Below are 15,464 nucleotides of genomic sequence, written 5' to 3' on the forward strand. Positions count from 1 at the left end.
GCCTTACTGGATCTATGCGGTTACAGTTTTGCACCGCGATACGCGCAGTTCAGTAGTGTCATCAATGATCTGTTTGACGTAACTGAAAATGAACACGGCGGCACCAACCTTGCCCTGAAAAAGCCCATCAGGACGAATGTCATCGAAACGGGATGGCAGGATATTAGGCGCATTGTTCTGTCACTTCAGACAAAGCGAACGACACAGGCAATGCTGGTAAGAAAGTTGTCTGGTTATCCTTCGGGGCACCCGACATTACAGGCGCTGACGGAGTATAATCGACTGGTCAAAGCGCAATATTTACTGGATTACATAGACAATGCCAGTTTGCGGCAGTACGTTCAGCGTGCCCTTAACCGGGGAGAAGCGTGGCACTTCCTGAGACGGGCTATTGCGTCGGTGAATGGCGATCAGTTCCGAGGCAAAAACGAGAGTGAAATCGCTATCTGGAATGAATGTGCAAGATTGCTTGCCAACGCGATCATCTACTTCAACTCCGCGATACTGAGTCATCTGCTGGGACACTTTGAAGCGAGAGGAGATGAAGAGAAAGCGGGTATCACTCGTGCTGTTTCGCCCGTTGCGTGGCAAAATATCAACTTAAGCGGAACGTATAACTTCACTAATACTGGGAAATTGCCCAATATTGGCGAAATAACAAGGCCGATAGTGGATGATTAGGCTCCAAGCTGAAAGTAAACCACCTCCGCAGCCATTTATTGGTGTGGTCTACAGAGGATTATGTCTTTTTAGAGGGGAAAATCCCTAGAACCCCAAGATGGTGGCCTCACTGATGCCGGTGCTCAATATGCTCACATCAAGTGAATTAGGGCCACTGTTATCACCGATTGCAAACGATGTGGATGACAGCCGGTTAATTACGGATTCTGGCCGTATTATCAACAATGCCCAAGTGGCGTATATCGGCTTGGATTCATTAACTGACGCCATGGTTGGCAGCGCCATTGGTTCGTTGCTTTTGTCCGATCTCACTGCTGTGGCCGGTGATCGCTATAACTATGGTGTTGAAAATCGTCCCGTAAATATCTTCATCGATGAGGCGGCTGAAGTCGTCAACGATCCCTTCATTCAACTGCTCAACAAAGGCCGTGGCGCAAAAATGCGTTGTGTAATTGCTACTCAGACCTTTGCTGACTTTGCAGCTCGTACAGGCAGTGAAGCTAAGGCTCGCCAGGTGTTAGGTAACATCAACAACTTGATAGCCCTTCGGGTGATGGATGCCGAAACGCAGCAGTACATTACCGACAATCTGCCTAAGACTCGGTTGCAGTACATCATGCAAACTCAAGGTATGTCGTCCAACTCGGACAGCCCCGCGTTGTTTACCGGCAATCATGGCGAACGCTTGATGGAGGAAGAAGGCGATATGTTTCCACCGCAGTTATTAGGCCAGCTTCCCAACCTGGAGTACATCGCCAAGCTTTCAGGTGGCCGCGTGATCAAAGGCCGCATTCCTATTTTAACCAGCTCTACACAGGCAGCATAAGGAGTCTGTATGCATCATTCTGTCTGTCTGAAAATGACAACACTTACCAGTAAAGAAATGCTCGCTCAGTGGCAGCAACATAATCCCCAGTTCAAGGAAACCTTAAGACTACTTGAAACCGACTGGCCTCATGCTTTGGCCTCAGTGCACTGTTTGGCGGACTATTTAACAGATGCGCTCACTTTAGATGGCCATTCCATCTTTGATTTGTGTCTGTGTAATGGCTTGGGCAGTTATGAAGAAGTCAGTTGTGATGATGATAGTGTACGCCTTTGGCATTTCATTGAGGCACTGACCTGGGCTGCCGCCAGTGCTTTAACGGGGATTCGCCTGCGTGATCCTGACCATTTCGAGTGGGCCGCCGTGGATGGTGTGTATTTCCACACCTGGATTCGTAATCGTCCAAATCGGATGGCGTATTTGGCTGAAGGACGTATTGATGTGCGTTATGTCAGTGACCATACATCGACAAAGCGGCTTCAGCAAGTGATTAAAGCTCGGATTATGACGCCAACCGTTGCAGCCATGCTGGCGCGAGTAGAAGAGGATGTTTGGCATGAGCAAGCATAAGTCCGTTTGGCTGCTGTGTCTGGCACTGATGCTGGAGATTATTGCCATTGGCGTGTTAGTGCCCGGTGATTGGACTGGCCGGGTCATCAGTAAAGAGAAGCAGATGATCCAAAACCAATTGGGCGCACAAACAAGCTATTGGATTGGTCAAACTAGCCATCGCTGGTATCAGTCATGGATTGTGGATACGCAGATGGAGCAATCTGTGCGTGATTTTCTAATCCCCACTGAAGAACAGCGACTTCGTTCTAAAGGGATGGAGAACATGGGAGGCTTTTGGTTTGTGTGGGTAGAAGACCGTATTCAGGCATTTTTTGATGTGCTGTACCAAGTGTTCACTCGATTTGCGTTGCTGATGGTCTGGTTGCCCTTTGCGCTTATTCTCATGTTGCCGGCGTTGTGGGATGGCTTAATGACCTGGAAGATTAAGAAGACAACATTTGATTTTTCGAGCCCTATCATTCACCGCTACAGCATGATTATCCTGGGCTCAGGTGTCATTTTGCTGTTTATGGGATTGTTCGCCCCACTGGCTATTCCACCGGTGGTGTTACCGTCGCTGATCATCGGTTTGGCATTGATGGCGGGGTTGGCGTTAAGTCACTTGCAGAAGAAGATATGAGGCCCATCAGGCCTCATCTTGTAGAGCTAAAACCTTACGCCTACGGTATTGCCGTTCTCGTCTTCAGCAGGCAAATGGTAAGTATCAATAAGGTGGCCTTGAAGCCAAATATATTGAGGCATCCAAAAAGAGTACTGTCGTATAAGAGCCAATACTTCTTTTAACGGTTTGTTTGCATGAGGCTCGGCAAGACGAAAGTACATGAATGAGCAATCATCTCGAAAATACTCATGAAGCTCTGAATCCGATAGCGTTTCTTTTAGCGGCCTGTTTTGTTCGTCGTCCTCATCAGGGGAGTTGGCATAAATTTCAAATAGCTGCTTTTCAGTAAGTATCTCCAATAAGTGGTCTTTAATTAAAACCCCATCACTGGTATCGACATCCATACCATCTTTGACATCAAAAGCCATGACACATCCAGAAGATAATGCCACTTCTGATGGTTTCAGTACGTCATTAGCTTGTACAACCTGATGCCAATGATTAAAACCAGCAGATACTGCAATTTCATCGAGTGCTTCAGTGTGTGTAATGGATTTTTCACGTTTAAGCTTTCGTGCTTTTTGCTTTAAACGTTCAACCGAGGCAGAGGAAATGATTTTAGTAATTTGCATTGAGTTTCTCCTATTAGCGAATACGGTGCCCACTGCCGAGGTCGCAGAAAAAACCTAAGCAAAAAATAAATTTGATATGCATGTCGTCCCGTCCGGGTTTGCTAAAGTGGGCAGCTGGTCTCGACACGACCAATATCCCCATCATATCAACCGCATCAAAAAGATCAATTGTTAGTATTGTCTGATTAGAACCCTCAAAACCTTCAAGAATTCGGCATCTAGCTGACCACTGAAGCTGCCAATCCCGAGGCATCCTTCACTTCTCAATTCAAACAACGAGGAGTGACTATGGAACCTGTAAATATTCCATCCTATATCGATGACCCGCCGCACTTCCTGCTTTGGAGTGCCGATGAGATGGCTCCCATTCTGTTGGGGCTAGTGATCGGCATTTTTACCGGTAATGCCTTGGTTTTATGCCTGTTGGGGTTGGTAACAACCAAGCTCTATCGGCGTTTTCGTGATGGCCGCCCAGATGGTTTTATTCTTCACGCCATCTACTGGGGCGGACTGTTGCCAACCAAAGCCAAGACGATCCCTAACCCATTTATCAGGAGCTATCTGCCGTGAAGTTCGACGTGTTTTTAAAATCATGGCAAGGCACGCAATTAGAGAACCGATGGCAACGGTTCCTGATTGCAGTGCTGGTGCTATCTAACTTGCTGCTTGCGGTAGCGGCATTTTCTCGCAATACCGTGGTAGCCATTCAACCGCCAACCTTGTCTGAAACGGCTGAAGTGTCACGAAACCAGGCTACTCAGCCTTACTTGGAATCCTGGGGGCTCTACCTGGCTGAGCTTATGGGCAACGTGACGCCGGGTAATGTGTCTTTTATCCGGGTTGCTATTGAGCCGCTACTTTCTCCAGCGGTGTACCAGCAAGTGGTCGATGCACTGGAGATTCAGGCAAGACAAATCCGGGAAGACCGAGTCACGCTCAAATTCCAACCCAGACAAGTGGAGTATGAGTATGAAACCGGCCATGTCTTTGTGACCGGTTATTCCTTGGTCTCTGGACCATCTGGAGATGAACAGCGCCAAACTCGCACCTATGAGTTTGACATCGATATTGAGCAATACCGTCCAAAGCTCAGTTGGATGGATACGTATGAGGGGCAAGCTAGAACGAAGCGAGTTCGTGAAAAGTTGACCCAAGAGCAAAACCGGAGGGTGAATGATGCGAACCAAAATTAGTCGATGGATGATACCAAGCTTAATCGCAATGAGCTTGAGTGGCGTCCTGTTATCTCAAGCTTCTTATGCAGACGTGGAATTGCCGATTGTACCAGCCAGTGTGATGAAGCAGTCTGCTACTGCAAATCCACCGGTTCAAAGCAATTCGGTTGCAGCGGATACGCCAACAATGCTACTGATGACACCGGGGGTTAATGAACTGATCCCTGTAGCACTTGGTCATCTGAATCGGATTGTGACGCCGTTTGAATCGCCTCAGGTGAGAACAACCAGTGATGCTCAGACGCAAATCAAGGGGAATGTTGTATATGTAGCCACGGACAAAGAATCACCGGTTTCACTTTACATCACTCCGCCTGGTCAGGAAGCTCCCGCATTATCTGTCACCTTAGTACCTCGTCGTATTCCACCGCGTGAAATCACCTTAGCTATTGATGGTCAGCAGTGGCCTATTAAGGGCGTCGTGAACCGAAAAGCCGCCACTTGGGAAACGGCTCAGCCATACGTCGATAGCTTACGTGATTTACTCAGACGCCTTGCACTAAATGAGTTACCACAAGGCTATGACATCCGTTTAGCTGGCCAAACTGACACAAGCCCGAAATGTTTTCAGCCTGGCTTAAAGTTTGGTTTTAAACAGGGGCAAATTGTGACGGGACATTACTTCACCGTCTATGTAGGACTGGTTGAAAGCTTTGCCGATGAGCCGATAGAAGCCAGTGAGATAGCCTGCAATGCACCAGGTATAGTGGCAAGCGCCTACTGGCCTCGCAATATCTTGTTGCCGGGCGAAAAGACTGAGTTGTATGTGGTTGTTCGCAATCATCGTGAAGAAGCGGTGGAAAGTCAGCGACCTTCGCTTCTTGTAGGAGGTGAATAACGATGAAAGCACAATGGGAGCAATTGAGCCCGAACATGAAGCGGGGCCTATCGGTTGCAGGTATTGCTGGTGGTCTCATCCTTATGGTGATGGTGTTTTCACCTAATCCTGACGATGGCGCGAACAGTCGGAACCGGCAGGAAACGATCCGGCACATTCTTACGGATACCAATACTCGTGATGTTGGGGTCGATAGTTTGGCTGCGAACGTAAAACTACTCAGTGAGCGCAATGAACAGTTACGTCGTGAAGTTGAGCGCTTGCGTCGTGACGTCGATTCAGGACGGCTAAGCCCAGGTTCGCCTTCTATACCAAGTGAGGTCAATGCGGAGTTGGTTCGCCTTCGAGCGGAACTTAATGATGTTCGCGCTGGAGGTGATGCAGCAGTTGAAGGCACAAATAGCCGTTTTGAAGTGCCTTTATCTGCCATGGAATTGCCTAAAGACGAAAAGCCACTGCCGTCTAACCCAGACGACTATTTTGCCAATGCGCCGCTGCCAGATCCGCTCTATCGGCAGCCAGCCAGTGGCCAAGGTTCACGAGCACGGGATGTTCCATTGCCGCCAATCACGATTCGTATGATTGAGCCTGAAGTGGTTGCTGAACCAGAGGTTGTTGTGCAAGAAGCGCCGCCTTTGTATTTACCGGCGGGCAGCATCATCTCAGGTACTTTGATCACAGGTTTGGATGCACCTACTCACGAGTCCGCAAGACGCGAACCTTTTCCTGCATTGCTGAGGATTCAAAAGGAAGCCATTTTACCCAACCGATTTAGAGCGGATATCAAAGAGTGTTTCTTGATCGCCGCAGGTTACGGTGATTTGAGCTCTGAGCGTGCTTATTTGCGAGGCGAGACCATTTCATGTGTGAGAGAAGACGGTGGCGTCATTGAAACACGACTGGATTCTTATGCTGTAGGTGAAGACGGCAAAGCCGGCATTCGTGGCCGATTGGTGTCGAAACAAGGCCAGCTGGTGGCCAAGTCGATGATGGCCGGATTCCTTCAGGGCTTGGCTGGCGCATTTGATGTAAATCCTGTTCCGACGATTCAGACGGGTAATGCCGGTGATACTCAGCTGTACCAGCAAGTCATGAGCCAAGAAGCATTACAAGGCGCTGCGATTAAAGGCACAGGTAAAGCATTGGATAGAGTGGCCAAGTTCTATTTGGACATGGCTGAAAATATGTTCCCAGTCATAGAGGTAGACGCTGCAAGGAAAATTGAAGTCATAGTCACTCGTGGTGCCTCGTTGTCGTTGGCCACTTCTCAAGGGGGTGGTGCAAGAAGATGAAAAAATCCTGCATGTTGCTAACCGATCGAAGTCCGTTTCAGACAATAAGATGTGTATCCAGAGGAGAGTTAACCATGACGACATCAATGCAGAACAACCCAAAGCACCAGTCAAAACAGTGGTCTAAAGCTGGATTACTTTTATTGGCAGTCGGCTCAACCTTATTGTCTGGCTGTAGTTCATTGGGTCTTGGGAGTAGTGAATATGGATGCCCAGGTATGCCTGACGGTGTGCGCTGTTTATCTGCTCGTGAAGTCTATGAGCTTACCAGTTATGGCGCTGCACCCAAGACGATTGATGCTGTGGCGACTCGAATTGGTTCTCCCTCTGGGTATTCACAATCTGATTTAGAGACAGGACTGCTGAGCCATCCAGCATTACCCGAGACGCAGCAATCTGCACCTATTCGCATTCCTTCAAGGGTAATGCGGATTTGGATTGCGCCTTGGGAGGATGACCGTGGAGATCTGAATTTATCCAGCTACGTGTTTACCGAAATTGAACCGCGCCGGTGGGATATTGGGGTGTCAGCACCTCGAACGGTTTCGCCAGTGCTACGTCCACTTCAGACTCAAAGCGATTCAGCCTCAGCGGGAGCTGATGGTAAGCGCGATAACTTGAGTATCTACGGAGAAACTAACGAATGACAAATGCAGTTCGCAGCATTCAGACTCAGCGCCTAATGACCATTGGTGCGCTTGGTTTAATGGCGTTAATGATTTCGGAGCCCTCATTTGCAGGCACCGGTGGTGATGCTTTCACCGATGTGTGGGATACCCTAAAAGATTGGACCCAAGGTACTTTGGGACGGATCGTAGCGGGAGCCATGGTTCTGGTGGGTATTGTGGGCGGTATCGCTCGCCAAAGCTTGATGGCCTTTGCCTTGGGCATTGGTGGCGGTATGGGTCTCTACAACACACCAACAGTCGTTGAAAGTGTCATGTCTGCAACTTTACCTGTTGTTGCTAGCACTCAAGAAGTCATTGGCACAACAATTCCAGCAATCAGCGCCGTTTTACTGGGCACCTTATAACAATAAAAAACGCCCAAGCGGCCAGATTTCTGACGGCTTGGGCGTCATCCCACCCCGTCCCCGATTACCATGACGGCGTTTCAGTTAATAGGTTTCCCATTCACTTAGCTTGATTACAAGCAGCGGCCATGAATACCGAAAAGAATGCTAGCGCCGCCACTGCAAAAGGCAGTTAGCGGGGCTTTTCTTGAGGGAGCACATTCAAACAGGCTACTAGCCTGATATTTTGAGATTTAGGCGCTCGTTTCTTTTGAGTTAGAGTTACACACTACCAAACAGCTGGATGAATATCAGGAATGATGGCGCTTCATTTGTTGTGTTCATGAGGTTAAAAATAATACGCTTGACCTTCCCATCATGGTAAGCCCTAGACTGTTTAATATCTGAACCAACAATGAGAAATACATCATGAGCATTCATAAAAACCAGCTCTCCAGCAATGCTGAAGCCCGGGTTAGCTTACCTATTGAGGGTATGACCTGTGCAAGTTGTGTAGGACGAGTTGAAGCAGCTTTAAACAAAGTTGAAGGCGTCGTAAACGCAAGTGTCAATCTTGCGACTGAGCTGGCGGATATTCATCTTAAAGCTCCTGTTGATCGACTGAAGTTAATCGAAGCAATTGAAAAGGTAGGATATGAAGTTCCTGTAACATCCGTTGAACTTTCAGTGCAAGGTATGACATGTGCTTCGTGTGTTGGCCGTGTTGAAAAGGCACTCTTAGCGGTTGATGGTGTAAAGGCGGCAACGGTTAACCTTGCAACTGAGAGGGCAACTATTCGCGGAGTGGCTGGCATAGACGATCTCATATCTGCTATTCAAAAAGTTGGCTATGAAGCCCGTGTCATCGATACCCAAAATCAGGTCAGTAATGAGTCTGAAGTAAGAAAGGACGCAGAGAAGGCTTTATTAAAGAAAGATTTAGTTATTGCAACAGCACTGGCTCTGCCGGTATTTGTTCTCGAAATGGGATCTCACATGATTCCAAGAATGCAACACTGGGTGATGAATACCATTGGGATCCAGGAAAGCTGGTACGTCCAGTTTGTATTGACATTGTTAGTCTTAGTGGTTCCAGGTCGTCGATTCTACATGAAAGGCATTCCTGCTCTTACGCGGCTTGCTCCTGACATGAATTCACTGGTCTCTGTCGGGACTATTGCTGCTTTTGGTTATTCTGTGGTTGCTACGTTTGTACCATACCTTTTGCCTGAGGGTACCGTTAATGTGTACTACGAAGCTGCTGCAGTGATTGTCGCTCTCATTCTTTTGGGACGATTTATGGAGGCGAGAGCTAAGGGGAGAACGTCTGAGGCTATCAAACGCTTAGTAGGCTTGCAGGCTAAGGAGGCGCACGTGCTCCGTAATGGCGTAATGAATGATATTCCTGTCAAAGACGTTGTGCTTGGAGACATTATCGAAGTTCGCCCGGGAGAAAGGATTCCGGTCGATGGAGAGGTAAGTGAAGGTACCAGTTTTATAGATGAATCGATGATAACTGGTGAGCCTATACCAGTGGAAAAAATCGTTGGCAGTGGAGTTGTCGGAGGGACTGTGAACCAGAAAGGAGCACTGAGGTTGCGTGCTACTGCGGTTGGTGGTCAGACAATGCTGTCACAAATCATACGGATGGTAGAACAGGCCCAGGGGTCAAAGTTACCTATACAAGCTGTTGTGGACAGAGTGACATTGTGGTTTGTTCCAGCTGTGATGTTGGCAGCACTTTTTACATTCCTGATTTGGTTAGTATTTGGTCCATCACCAGCCCTGTCTTTCGCATTGGTTAATGCTGTGGCAGTGCTAATCATTGCATGTCCATGTGCAATGGGACTCGCGACACCGACATCTATCATGGTTGGTACAGGTCGTGGTGCAGAAATGGGAATTTTATTCCGCAAGGGAGAAGCCCTACAGTTACTCAAAGATGCCAAAGTTGTTGCTGTAGACAAAACCGGAACTCTGACTGAAGGTCGTCCAGTCATGACAGATCTGGAACTAGCTCAGGGTTTTGAACGTAATGAGGTATTAGCAAAAGTTGCCGCAGTTGAATCACGTTCTGAGCACCCTATTGCTCGCGCTATTGTTGAGTCGGCAGAAGGAGACGGCATTTTACTGCCAGAGCTTACTGAGTTTGATTCAATCACTGGTATGGGAGTACGAGCGACTGTTGAAGGGAGCCTTGTAGAAGTAGGCGCTGATCGATTTATGCGTGAGTTAGCATTGGAGGTAACGTATTTTTCCCGGATTTCTGAACGCCTCGGGAATGAGGGGAAATCACCTCTCTATGTTGCTATAGATGGTCGGTTGGCTGCAATTATTGCTGTAGCTGACCCTATTAAATCAAGTACTCCAGTAGCTATAAAGGCATTACATCAGCTTGGTCTCAAGGTCGCCATGATTACCGGTGACAATGCGAATACAGCTCAGGCTATTGCTAAACAATTAGATATTGATGAAGTGGTTGCGGAAGTGTTACCTGAAGGCAAAGTTGAAGCGGTGCGTCGACTGCAAGAAAATTACGGTAAAGTTGCTTTTGTCGGCGATGGGATAAACGATGCCCCGGCACTTGCAGTTGCAGATATTGGACTTGCAATTGGTACAGGAACAGATATAGCCGTGGAGTCAGCTGATGTTGTCTTAATGTCAGGAAACTTGCAGGGAGTTCCTAATGCTATTGGATTGTCTAAGGCAACAATCGGTAACATCAGACAAAATCTCTTTTGGGCATTTGCTTACAATGCAGCATTGATTCCAGTGGCTGCAGGACTGCTATACCCAGCTTATGGAATACTGCTCTCTCCAATTTTTGCAGCAGGGGCGATGGCGCTATCAAGCGTGTTCGTTCTGGGAAACTCATTGCGTCTGCGTCGGTTCCAGCCTCCTTTGGTTGAGGACGCTGAGCATTAACGCTGAGCATTAACAAGGTGGGCTTATGAATATCGGAGAAGCATCGCGTAAATCAGGAATATCCACCAAGATGATTCGTTATTACGAGCAAATTGGATTAATCCCTGCCTCCGAGCGTACGGAGTCAGGTTATCGTAAGTATGCTCTCAATGATGTTCATAGATTGGTTTTTATTCGTAGTGCCCGAGATCTCGGGTTCTCTCTGGAAGATATAGAAGGCTTGCTTACGTTATGGAATGACAAATCTCGCCAGAGCATTGATGTTAAACGCCTGGCTCAGGAGAACATTGCTGACTTAGAACGACGTATGGAAAGTACACGTCAAATGACTGAGAAACTACGAGTTTTAATCCGGAGTTGTGCTGGGGATGAGCGGTCAGAATGTCCTATTCTTAGGACATTAACCAATGCTTCGGGCAAAGCCCGCACCGTAAACCGAGGAGGAGCGGTACAGCGCCGCTCTGGAGATAAGCTGAGCGGCAAAATGTAGTACTTTAAATTGGCCCATAATGGTGTAAGACTACGCAGTTTTAACACCATCACATTTTTTTCATTTTAAACAAGCGCGTGGCATCACTAATGCCCCCCTAAATGGTTGGTTGGTGCGGTTAAGGAAAGATCGCTATCACTTTCATCAGCTGTCAATTTTTGGACTATGCAACATTTATCTATGCTGCGGTCAGCGCTACAAAAAGCATTCAGCTCCTTACGTTGCTCTTCTAACGCTACTAATTCTTTGATTCGATGCTGAATGTGAATTAGGTGGGCGTTGATGATTGCATCTATCGGGCCACATTCTTTACCCTGATTATTGATTGCTAACAGCAAAGCGCGAATTTCCTCATGGGTCATATCGAGAGAACGGCAGCGGCGGATGAATAGTAGTTTTTCAAGACGGGTTTTGTCGTAGTGACGATAATTATTTCCTATGTCTCGTAAAGGTGCCTGCAGTGGACCTTCTTTCTAGTAGTAACGAATCGTTTCTACCGGACAGCCTGCTTTACGCGCCAACTCACCAATTTTCATATATCCCTCGTTTGAACTTGACTCTGTAGTTAGATTAGGGTCTTCAGTAGTCAGTATAGTAAACATATTGGGCAAGTGGTCCCGCAAAAAAGTAAAACTCTAGTAGGAAGGAAGCTGCTAGTTGTATTTAAAAATTAAGCTTGGTTGTGGGAGGCAAGATTCAGAAATCAGGCGAATTGAACAAGGCGAATGGTCATTTGTATGTTCATAATGATTGCAACCATTCGCATGTTGAAAAAGACCTAAATCATGATAAGCCTACTTACAAAGGTTGTGGCCATGACCATGACCAGAAATCGCATGATCAAGATGATCATGGCCTTAGTGGAGACTGTTGCGCGGCTGCGCCTACAAAGATTAAATAATCTGGGGGGGGCGAACTGAAATCCGCATTATGCAAATGGATTGTCCTGTAGAGGAAAAACTGATTAAAAAGAAATAAGGGGATGTATATGGCAGTTATGGGCCTTAATTCTAGACAGTGGCCAGAAGCTGCGATGATTATGGTGCTCTTTACTATTGCTGAACTCATTGAAGCAAAATCACTCGATAGAGCTCGAAATGCAATCGGATCTCTAATGAATTTGACTCTCAAAACTGCAATGGTCCAACTATCAGTATGAACGATGACACCTTGAGGCTGCCCTCGCCAGAACAGCGCCATGGTCAGCACATCGCATATGATGATGATTTGGTTAAAGCAATGGTTCAATGGGTAGATAATTTTTTGAACACTAGATGATCAGTGGAGTCAGATGAATTAAGTCGGCATTTATTTTTGAACTTTAAGAATTATTTATTATTAAACCATGTGGGAAATCTAAACGATCAAGATTTTAATATCATACAAAAAATCTATCGACTTCTCTTGACCTTCCGGTTAGGGGAAGGTTTAACCTGAAGTTAGGTGGGGGCTGGTGAGATTTTTGGGAACAGGTTAATGGTTACTTGGTTCAATGGATTAGGAAATTTCCTTCAATAAATGTTACCCGAAACTATGTTACTTAAAGCTAACTACAGTATTAGTAAAAATCATTTGGGAGGTGAAGATGAACATTGGTGATGCAGCCCGCTTATCGGGAGTTTCGGCGAAAATGATTCGTTACTATGAGGAGGTTGGGCTAATACCATCAGTCTCCAGAACAGAGGCTGGTTATCGGATCTACAAAGATGCCGATGTTTATAAGTTACATTTTATACGTCGATGTCGAGATCTCGGTTTTTCTCTGTCACAGGCAGGAGAGTTACTTTCTCTTTGGGGAAATCATTCGCGTCAGAGTGCAGATGTTAAAAGTATAGTTGAATCTCATATTAATGATTTAACCTTAAAAATTGAAGAATTTCAACGTATGGCATCAATTCTTACCACACTCTCTGCTTGCTGCGCGGGAAATGAAAAACCCGACTGCCCAATACTGAAGGCTCTCTACCTCGCGGATACTTCCCATCTGCAGGACATAGAAAGCTGCCCTTAAACTTTCGACTCCCTTCAATGTTATTAGGTGATCGCCATGGGTGGGAATACGCAGTTTAGCTCGAAAGCTAGACCTTTGTCGTCAGGATGAGGTCGCATGCGGCCTGATTTTTAATTTATTAAAATTCATATGATTAAAGTCAACTTTATTTAATCAGTGCTAACAAGTAAGTTTGTGAGTGATTGGAAGCTGCTGTGGTCAAAAGTCGAAAAGAAAAAAGTACCGAAGCGAACTCCAAGTGTTTATTGGGTTTGTATAAGTCTCGGAAAATTAGTGGGTTGGTTTGATTCAAAAAGGACGGGACGAGTCGGCAGGGAGCGGTTATGGGAAGGATAGTTTTACCACAAACCATCCTTGAAGGTTACCTGTTAGCCAAGTCTCTTGATCAATGAGATGTGATCAAGAGACAGGCACCTTGGTCAGGGCGCACTCGATTCGGACGATGCAGCTCGTGCAGGTCATGCCCTCGATGGGCAGGCTGATCGCTGCTACGGTGGCACGACCAGCACTTGTTAATGGCATGCTCAAGGTGTCTTCTCAAAATTGAAATTAGACATACAGGGTACTTGAGGGTTACTATGTTGTAAGGTTAAGCCCTATTTTGAGCGCTGCTGGTTTGGACGATTTCGCTGCGCATAGACGCGGCGCGCCTTGGCTCGCAGGCTGTCTCCTGATCTTTGTCGGCGAGTGCGATCAAATTATCGCAGCCTCGTTAATTCTGAACGGCATGAGTAGCTGTTCGAGAGTTGGAATTTTTGAGAAATGACTTTACGCAAACAAGTTAACGCGCCCCGCGGTGCAAGCGACGATCTGGCTTCTTTGTCACAGAATGACGTTACGATCCTGGCCGAGACCTTCCGCCTACTGGGCGACCCGTCTCGGTTGAGAATAATGCTGTGCTGCATGAAGGGTTCCTCCTCGGTTGGGGACATCGCGGAATCCCTCGAGCTTTCGCAGTCGCTGGTCAGTCACCACCTGCGGCTGCTGCGTGGAGCCCGCCTTGTGAAGGGGGTGCGCCAGGCCAAGCAAATTTTCTATGAGGTGGACGACAAGCATGTGAACCAAGTGCTGCTGGACATGTCCACTCACATCGTCGAAGAGCACAACGACGATTAGCCGCGGGCGAAGCGCTCGTTGCGATGCGGATTGCGATCTATTACAAGCTGGGGCCGTATGACCGCCCGCGGCTACACTCAATGAGATGAATGCGGGTCCAATTCTGATCAATCAGAAGTTCAGCGCGCTTATCGACCGCAAGTGAGGCCTTATTGAATGCCATCGCGATGACCGCCTCAGCCACAAGTTCGCTGATCTGCGGGCCGACTACATGTACGCCGAGGATTTCGTCTGTCGTAGGATTTGCGATCACCTTGACGAGACCCGCTGTCTCGCTCAATGCACGCGCGCGACCGTTAGCCATGAACGGAAATGTACAGCTACGATATGCTGCGCCCGCGTATTTGAGCTGCTGCTCGGTGCGACCTACCCAGGCGATTTCCGGGCTGGTGTAGATGACGTTGGGGATCGTGTTGAAATCGACATGACCGCGATGGCCTGCAATGCGCTCGACCACAGCGACACCTTCTGCGCTCGACCACAGCGACACCTTCTTCCTCTGCCATGTGCGCTAGCATCAGGCCGCGCACCACATCGGCGATGGCCCAGATACTGGGCACGCTGGTGCGCCATTCGCCGTTCACCACGACGGCTCCGCGCCCATCCAGTTCAAGGCCGACGGCGGCCCGAGTCATAAACGCCAGACCGTTTAAGAACTGCACCTTGTTTTTTCGGAACAGATAGAGTTTGCCTTCGTTGCTCGACTTCACGACCTGATTCTTGCGCTCCAGCATCACAGCCACGTCCATGCGTAGCTCGCCCGTGGACATGATGCCGAGCGCGCCGAAGTGGTGCTTGGCTTGGTCTAAGTTTTTGGACGACTGCAGCAGCGCCTTTGACGGGATGCACCCGATGTTGTTGCATGTACCGTCTTGGGTAGGCTTGCCTTCCTTGGTTTTCCAGGCATCGACGCAGGCGACATTCATGCCTAACTGCTCGGCGCGAATCGCTGCGATGTCGCCACCAGGCCCGGCGCCAATGACGATGACGATGACGATGACGTCGAAGTTCGTGTCCATGATTGAAATCTCCTAGATGTTTTCAGGCGCTTTCCTGCGTGGTGCTCGCGCTGCGGTTTTGGCCAGCCAGCGCCCCGTCCGATCTGGCTCACGACCATCCGAACCTTCCGGCGGGTCATCCTCTATCTGCGTCAGCACTTGGATCTGGGCCAACATCATCACGACCTGATTGTGGACGACCTGCACAGGGTGTGGCCAAGAGGATAGGCGTAC

Annotated in this window: 16 protein-coding genes and 3 pseudogenes; 15 read left to right on the top strand and 4 right to left on the bottom strand. The window is 48.0% G+C overall.

All coding sequences use genetic code 11. The features are described from left to right. The 4 genes and pseudogenes from NO989_RS17675 to NO989_RS17690 all read left to right on the top strand — a co-directional run. Positions 1–681: Tn3 family transposase (locus tag NO989_RS17675; RefSeq protein WP_208805570.1), on the top strand; the 681-nt coding region annotated here is incomplete at its 5' end. Between the two features lie 94 nt (positions 682–775). Then, positions 776–1,507 (top strand): annotated as a pseudogene (locus NO989_RS17680) (TraM recognition domain-containing protein); the annotation flags it as partial. A gap of 9 nt (positions 1,508–1,516) precedes the next feature. Continuing rightward, a complete protein-coding gene (locus NO989_RS17685; RefSeq protein WP_011788470.1) occupies positions 1,517–2,077 on the top strand; it encodes a hypothetical protein in 561 nt (186 codons plus the stop codon). Next, a complete protein-coding gene (locus NO989_RS17690) occupies positions 2,064–2,699 on the top strand; it encodes a DUF4400 domain-containing protein (RefSeq protein WP_011788471.1) in 636 nt (211 codons plus the stop codon). Before NO989_RS17685 ends, NO989_RS17690 begins: the two co-directional genes overlap by 14 nt. A gap of 26 nt (positions 2,700–2,725) precedes the next feature. Here the strand turns inward: NO989_RS17690 and NO989_RS17695 are convergent, their stop codons facing one another. Beyond that, complete coding sequence (locus NO989_RS17695) at positions 2,726–3,313, bottom strand: hypothetical protein (RefSeq protein ID WP_011788472.1); 588 nt, start codon at positions 3,311–3,313, stop codon at positions 2,726–2,728. Between the two features lie 288 nt (positions 3,314–3,601). Here NO989_RS17695 and traL point away from each other — a divergent pair, with 288 nt between their 5' ends. The 8 genes from traL to cueR (NO989_RS17735) all read left to right on the top strand — a co-directional run bounded on the left by traL (position 3,602) and on the right by cueR (NO989_RS17735) (position 11,105). Further along, positions 3,602–3,883 (top strand): type IV conjugative transfer system protein TraL, encoded by a 282-nt coding sequence (traL, locus tag NO989_RS17700; RefSeq protein WP_011788474.1) that lies wholly within the window; start codon positions 3,602–3,604, stop codon positions 3,881–3,883. Beyond that, complete coding sequence (locus NO989_RS17705) at positions 3,880–4,506, top strand: TraE/TraK family type IV conjugative transfer system protein (RefSeq protein ID WP_000667170.1); 627 nt, start codon at positions 3,880–3,882, stop codon at positions 4,504–4,506. The genes traL and NO989_RS17705 overlap by 4 nt, the downstream gene beginning before the upstream one ends. Beyond that, positions 4,490–5,386, top strand: a complete 897-nt coding sequence (locus tag NO989_RS17710; protein ID WP_020743644.1) for a type-F conjugative transfer system secretin TraK — start codon at positions 4,490–4,492, stop codon at positions 5,384–5,386. Before NO989_RS17705 ends, NO989_RS17710 begins: the two co-directional genes overlap by 17 nt. A gap of 2 nt (positions 5,387–5,388) precedes the next feature. Continuing rightward, on the top strand, positions 5,389–6,678 hold the full coding sequence (locus tag NO989_RS17715; RefSeq protein ID WP_011788476.1) for a TraB/VirB10 family protein: 1,290 nt from the start codon (positions 5,389–5,391) through the stop codon (positions 6,676–6,678). A gap of 74 nt (positions 6,679–6,752) precedes the next feature. After that, positions 6,753–7,325 carry a TraV family lipoprotein gene (locus tag NO989_RS17720; protein WP_015066557.1) on the top strand — a complete coding sequence of 191 codons (573 nt, stop codon included), beginning with the start codon at positions 6,753–6,755 and terminating at the stop codon, positions 7,323–7,325. Continuing rightward, a complete protein-coding gene (traA, locus tag NO989_RS17725; RefSeq protein ID WP_011788478.1) occupies positions 7,322–7,711 on the top strand; it encodes a TraA family conjugative transfer protein in 390 nt (129 codons plus the stop codon). Before NO989_RS17720 ends, traA begins: the two co-directional genes overlap by 4 nt. Positions 7,712–8,119: 408 nt before the next feature. Further along, complete coding sequence (locus NO989_RS17730; RefSeq protein WP_011788479.1) at positions 8,120–10,615, top strand: heavy metal translocating P-type ATPase; 2,496 nt, start codon at positions 8,120–8,122, stop codon at positions 10,613–10,615. A 25-nt stretch (positions 10,616–10,640) separates the two neighbouring features. After that, the gene (gene cueR / locus NO989_RS17735) at positions 10,641–11,105 is read left to right on the top strand and encodes a Cu(I)-responsive transcriptional regulator (RefSeq protein ID WP_015066558.1); all 465 of its coding nucleotides are present in this window, start codon (positions 10,641–10,643) and stop codon (positions 11,103–11,105) included. A gap of 86 nt (positions 11,106–11,191) precedes the next feature. Here the strand turns inward: cueR (NO989_RS17735) and NO989_RS17740 are convergent. Then, positions 11,192–11,707, bottom strand: a pseudogene (locus NO989_RS17740) (Cd(II)/Pb(II)-responsive transcriptional regulator). Between the two features lie 983 nt (positions 11,708–12,690). Here NO989_RS17740 and cueR (NO989_RS17745) point away from each other — a divergent pair. The 3 genes and pseudogenes from cueR (NO989_RS17745) to NO989_RS17755 all read left to right on the top strand — a co-directional run bounded on the left by cueR (NO989_RS17745) (position 12,691) and on the right by NO989_RS17755 (position 14,232). Next, positions 12,691–13,116 (top strand): Cu(I)-responsive transcriptional regulator, encoded by a 426-nt coding sequence (gene cueR, locus NO989_RS17745; protein ID WP_011788488.1) that lies wholly within the window; start codon positions 12,691–12,693, stop codon positions 13,114–13,116. A 183-nt stretch (positions 13,117–13,299) separates the two neighbouring features. Next, positions 13,300–13,508: pseudogene (locus NO989_RS17750) on the top strand (IS4 family transposase); the annotation flags it as partial. 370 nt (positions 13,509–13,878) lie between these two features. Beyond that, complete coding sequence (locus NO989_RS17755; protein WP_011788489.1) at positions 13,879–14,232, top strand: metalloregulator ArsR/SmtB family transcription factor; 354 nt, start codon at positions 13,879–13,881, stop codon at positions 14,230–14,232. A gap of 40 nt (positions 14,233–14,272) precedes the next feature. Here NO989_RS17755 and NO989_RS17760 read toward each other — a convergent pair whose 3' ends face one another. Both NO989_RS17760 and NO989_RS17765 read right to left on the bottom strand, forming a co-directional pair. Further along, complete coding sequence (locus NO989_RS17760) at positions 14,273–14,641, bottom strand: hypothetical protein (RefSeq protein ID WP_223420022.1); 369 nt, start codon at positions 14,639–14,641, stop codon at positions 14,273–14,275. After that, positions 14,553–15,251 (bottom strand): FAD-dependent oxidoreductase, encoded by a 699-nt coding sequence (locus NO989_RS17765; protein WP_015066563.1) that lies wholly within the window; start codon positions 15,249–15,251, stop codon positions 14,553–14,555. Before NO989_RS17765 ends, NO989_RS17760 begins: the two co-directional genes overlap by 89 nt. Between the last annotated feature and the right edge of the window lie 213 nt (positions 15,252–15,464).

It is taken from the genome of Alteromonas sp. DY56-G5 (genome assembly GCF_041414725.1).
Taxonomy (GTDB): domain Bacteria; phylum Pseudomonadota; class Gammaproteobacteria; order Enterobacterales; family Alteromonadaceae; genus Alteromonas; species Alteromonas macleodii.

What these genes read in the sequence shown, in the direction of transcription:
- traL (WP_011788474.1), top strand. Translation starts at nt 3,602, where the DNA reads ATGGAACCTGTAAATATTCCATCCTATATCGATGACCCGCCGCACTTC.
- NO989_RS17690 (WP_011788471.1), top strand. Translation starts at nt 2,064, where the DNA reads ATGAGCAAGCATAAGTCCGTTTGGCTGCTGTGTCTGGCACTGATGCTG.
- NO989_RS17720 (WP_015066557.1), top strand. Translation starts at nt 6,753, where the DNA reads ATGACGACATCAATGCAGAACAACCCAAAGCACCAGTCAAAACAGTGG.
- NO989_RS17755 (WP_011788489.1), top strand. Translation starts at nt 13,879, where the DNA reads ATGACTTTACGCAAACAAGTTAACGCGCCCCGCGGTGCAAGCGACGAT.
- NO989_RS17695 (WP_011788472.1), bottom strand. Translation starts at nt 3,313, where the DNA reads ATGCAAATTACTAAAATCATTTCCTCTGCCTCGGTTGAACGTTTAAAG.
- NO989_RS17730 (WP_011788479.1), top strand. Translation starts at nt 8,120, where the DNA reads ATGAGCATTCATAAAAACCAGCTCTCCAGCAATGCTGAAGCCCGGGTT.
- NO989_RS17685 (WP_011788470.1), top strand. Translation starts at nt 1,517, where the DNA reads ATGCATCATTCTGTCTGTCTGAAAATGACAACACTTACCAGTAAAGAA.
- cueR (WP_015066558.1), top strand. Translation starts at nt 10,641, where the DNA reads ATGAATATCGGAGAAGCATCGCGTAAATCAGGAATATCCACCAAGATG.
- NO989_RS17765 (WP_015066563.1), bottom strand. Translation starts at nt 15,251, where the DNA reads ATGGACACGAACTTCGACGTCATCGTCATCGTCATCGTCATTGGCGCC.
- cueR (WP_011788488.1), top strand. Translation starts at nt 12,691, where the DNA reads ATGAACATTGGTGATGCAGCCCGCTTATCGGGAGTTTCGGCGAAAATG.
- NO989_RS17715 (WP_011788476.1), top strand. Translation starts at nt 5,389, where the DNA reads ATGAAAGCACAATGGGAGCAATTGAGCCCGAACATGAAGCGGGGCCTA.
- NO989_RS17710 (WP_020743644.1), top strand. Translation starts at nt 4,490, where the DNA reads ATGCGAACCAAAATTAGTCGATGGATGATACCAAGCTTAATCGCAATG.
- traA (WP_011788478.1), top strand. Translation starts at nt 7,322, where the DNA reads ATGACAAATGCAGTTCGCAGCATTCAGACTCAGCGCCTAATGACCATT.